This is a genomic window from Gammaproteobacteria bacterium (genome assembly GCA_003696665.1).
Taxonomy (GTDB): Bacteria; Pseudomonadota; Gammaproteobacteria; order Enterobacterales.
Genome location: RFGJ01000552.1, coordinates 1 through 3,717, shown reverse-complemented (window position 1 = coordinate 3,717; position 3,717 = coordinate 1). Strand labels below are relative to the sequence as shown.

Sequence of the window (3,717 nt, the reverse complement as noted above, 5' to 3'; positions counted from 1 at the left end):
GCGCCGCAGCGCATGAGGACGACCGCAAGGGACTGAGGTGGGGGAGAGGGCCGGTTCGGCCTTCTTCCCCCATCCGGGCAGGGGCCATGCAGGCGGGAGGCGGCAGCCGCCTTCGCGCCGGCGGAAGACGTCCATGGGGGCGAGGTCTTGGCGGAGCCCGGTGGAAGCGCCCATGGAACCGGCCTGCTTCGGGAACCGTGTGATGGGGCCGGACGGGGAGGAGGCTGCCTTGGCCGGGCCTGACCAGGGCTGGCCGGCAGGGGAGAGGCCTGCTCTATGCAGAGTGGGGGGTCTCATGAAGCCCGCCGCGCGTTTTCCCCTCTTCTTGCGCATGTTTTTCATGAAAATGCACGTACTGCTCACGCAAATGTGAACAGAGACCCTCTTGACGGGATACATCCGTGAGGGTGTAGTATAACTACACCGGTTCTACGACCGGTGTGCAGGTGACCGGTTGCGGGCACGAGGCCGCATCCGGCGATCAGCGGGGAGAGCCCTTGAGATGTTAAAAGTTGTGTCTCGTACGGGGGCTCCGTAAAAGAAGGAGAGATGCTATGAGCTGTAAAGCCCATCAGAAGATGATGTCTCTTGAGAATCTTGAAGAACAAGTCGCGCTTTCAGGGAGCGGAGATCCGGCACTTATTGCGTCTATCATTGCTATAATTATCGTTACCGCTTAGGGCGTGGAAGGTGGCGGTGTACGTCTCTTTGCAAGAGAAAGGTATGCCGTCACCTAATTTTCTGTGAATTACGTTCAGTTTTGAAATATTATATATAAATGTCAATGTAGATTCCCATGATTATAAAATCTGACGATTTATTTGATTGTGAAAACAATAACATTTGTTGTTCTGTTGAATATTGTGATCTGGGGGTACGTGATATTATTGAATATTTACTATCATCTAGCAAGTCTTTTTGTGATGACGATATAAAAGAAAAGCTTAAAATTATCGTTTCCTCTCCTGACTTGCGAGTCATTGTCGATAGGTACCTTGTAAATCTGTCTCATAATCATTCGTATCTTCCTAAGACATTGGCTGGCATTGGCCGCTTGCTTTTGGGTGAGCGAGATGGGGTAAGTTTGTCATTGATCTTACTAGAGAGGAGTGAAATTAGTAAATTTCTATCTACCTTTCCAAGTAGGGCAGCGATTGCTGTTGTCGGGCCGTGTGGGGTCAAGATGTTAACATATAAAGTGACGGGAAATAAGTTTAATAATGATATTTTTAATCGTGAATACAAGTTATATCTTCATGATAAGAAAATAATGAACGTTGGAGATATTTTTATCTTTAATCCTGGAGGGAAGGCCATAGACTTGGTCCCTATAGGTAGGGCGACTCTATTATTAATTCTTAATTATAATATTGAGGAATTCCTAATATGGCATTTTGATAGAAAAAATAAATTTCCGGTCGGAGTAAGCGCAGCTAGCTTCATGGATTCTCGCATGCAGATGGCGGCCTTGGCATTGGGCAAGATGTCTGATGGTCGTGATAGTGATATTTCTGCTCTGAAAAAGCTTTTGGGGCATCCCCGGCATTTTGTTCGGTGGCAGGCAATGCAGAGCCTTGGGACGTTAAGGCCGCAAGATTGCCTGGTGGCGCTGAGGGAAGCTCTCCAGGACCCTCACCCGCACGTCCGTAGAGCTGCATTGAAGAGTCTTCGAAGGGTCCAGGCGCAATCGGCAGTGCAAAAGACCGGGGGGAGGGAGGGCTGATGGGCAGCATACGGCGTGTGCGAAAGGAGTATCCTGGCGGGGGCAGAATCCGGCTCATTCTCGCTCGCCTGCGTCGGTCTCGGCTGGCCGTGTTCGTTCTTGCTGAGGCTAAGGTCATGCTCGCCTGTCTGCGCTTTTTAACCGTAACCAGGCGATACGTTCCCGATTCCCATGATCCGGATTCTTTTAGCGCTTGGCGAAACGGCAATTACCGCATGCTGGCCATACCTGGTTCCTTTCTGCTTCTGTTTGTGGATCTGCCGATTTTGCTCTTTCTCGCCTCGCTTGTGAGCGGGGGTGGGGCAGTGTCGGCCAACTGGGCCATCCATGGTGGGCTTTTTCTGGCGGGGGAATACGCTATTTTTTGGTTGTGGGGAGATTGGCAACTGATCAAGGAAACGGCTCATCGGTTGGAGGAGAAAGGATTGCGCATTGCGCTTGGCATCCGCTGGCGTGGTTTGGTTCCTTATGACGCTGTCTCAAGGGTCGAGTTCCTTACGGATACCGAATCGTCTTTCGATCCCGTGCGGGAGGGCCGGCTGACAATCTCGCCCTGGAAAAAACTTGATCGGCCAAATGTCCGTCTTGTGCTTGACAACACCATAACGTTGTTCACGCTTTTCGATCGTGCCCGACGAGCACGTATACTTGATCTTTATCTAGATGATCCCGGTCGTTTTATAGGCTGCTTGATGATTCGAGTCGAAGGTGTGCGGAAAAATCTAGTGGAGGCTTAAAATGGCTTTAACGATTCCTACAAATGTCTCTGAGGCCATATCGTTAGAAGAGTTCTTATAATATGCAAACAATAACGTTGATGTTGATTGTGAAGAAAGTGTATTAAATATGGCTCCAATGCTGAAGATGTTGTCTAACAATAATAGATTTCTATGTGATATAATATTAAGAATAATAGAAAGTGGTGGTTATAATATAAATTCTAATTATTATTCTCCGCAAGTTATCATGCTTGCTTATGGAAAGAGATTCTACTTGAGAGCAAATATATGGATGCCCACAGATAATATATCTTGGTCTCAGGAAGCGGAGCTTTATGCATATGGGCTTCCCCACGATCATAATTTTTCATTTCTAACAGTGGGACATTTTGGATCTGGATATAGAACTATTATTTATGAGTATGATGCCAGTAAGGTTAGTGGAGAAATTGGCGAGAAGGTAGACGTAAACTTTTCCGAAGATACCACACTATCAAATGGTAAAGTAATGTATTTTCGAGCAGGGAAAGATATTCATATACAATTTCCTCCGGAAGAATTTTCTGTCTCTCTGAACATGATTCCTACTCCAAAATCATTATCTTTTAGACCGCAATATATTTTTGATATTGAGGCTGGTCGCATCATCAATTATGCAAAAAGTCAGGTGCCTCAGCGCTTGGGGCTGATTGCCTTGGCGGAGCAACTCGGCGATATGCACACGGCCGAGCTTCTGGACAGAATTGCTGCGACTCATCCTTGTCGGCGAACTGTGGAAAGAGCTCTGTTGGCCAGGGATCGAATCATCGCGCGCAGTGAATAGGGGCTTTTCAGCATTCTTGGAGAGTGTGGGGTGCTGACTATGATGGCCATTAATTATCTGGAGGGTGAGCGGCTTGGACAGCACTGAGATTTTGCTAGCTTGGAGTATATCAAGATTTTTCTGACTGTGCTCGGACGATATATGGTCTTGCTCGCGTTTGACAGGTAGCCGGGGGCGTGTTTGCATGGTCACCGCATTTCAGCCATATCATTCACCTTTTCTTTTGGTGCCGGTGAGTACAGCACGGTGCTGGAAGGCTGCAATTCGGCCGTGATCGCCAATATGGCTATGCGGTATGGACGGCTGCTGTGGTTCACCTGCCGTGTCGCAGTCACCTTTCCGGCTCTCTCCCTCCCATCCGGGCAGGGGCCATGCAGGCGGGAGAGAGGGCGCACATCCCGGCCTGGGGCAGGAAGGTCCCGCTCTCAGCCGGCGACATCCTCGAAGACCCG

The 3,717-nt window shown here is 48.9% G+C and carries 4 protein-coding genes; all 4 read left to right on the top strand.

Going from position 1 to position 3,717, the window contains the following annotated elements; translation table 11 throughout:
- Positions 1-172: 172 nt before the first annotated feature.
- The 4 genes from D6694_13530 (at position 173) to D6694_13515 (ending at position 3,265) form a co-directional block, all read left to right on the top strand.
- Positions 173-373: a hypothetical protein gene (locus tag D6694_13530; protein ID RMH36863.1), complete on the top strand. Its 201-nt coding sequence runs from the start codon at positions 173-175 to the stop codon at positions 371-373.
- A 423-nt stretch (positions 374-796) separates the two neighbouring features.
- Positions 797-1,723 carry a HEAT repeat domain-containing protein gene (locus tag D6694_13525; protein ID RMH36862.1) on the top strand — a complete coding sequence of 309 codons (927 nt, stop codon included), beginning with the start codon at positions 797-799 and terminating at the stop codon, positions 1,721-1,723.
- Positions 1,723-2,460, top strand: a complete 738-nt coding sequence (locus D6694_13520; protein RMH36861.1) for a hypothetical protein — start codon at positions 1,723-1,725, stop codon at positions 2,458-2,460. The genes D6694_13525 and D6694_13520 overlap by 1 nt, the downstream gene beginning before the upstream one ends.
- A gap of 274 nt (positions 2,461-2,734) precedes the next feature.
- Positions 2,735-3,265, top strand: a complete 531-nt coding sequence (locus D6694_13515) for a hypothetical protein (protein ID RMH36860.1) — start codon at positions 2,735-2,737, stop codon at positions 3,263-3,265.
- Positions 3,266-3,717: the final 452 nt, after the last annotated feature.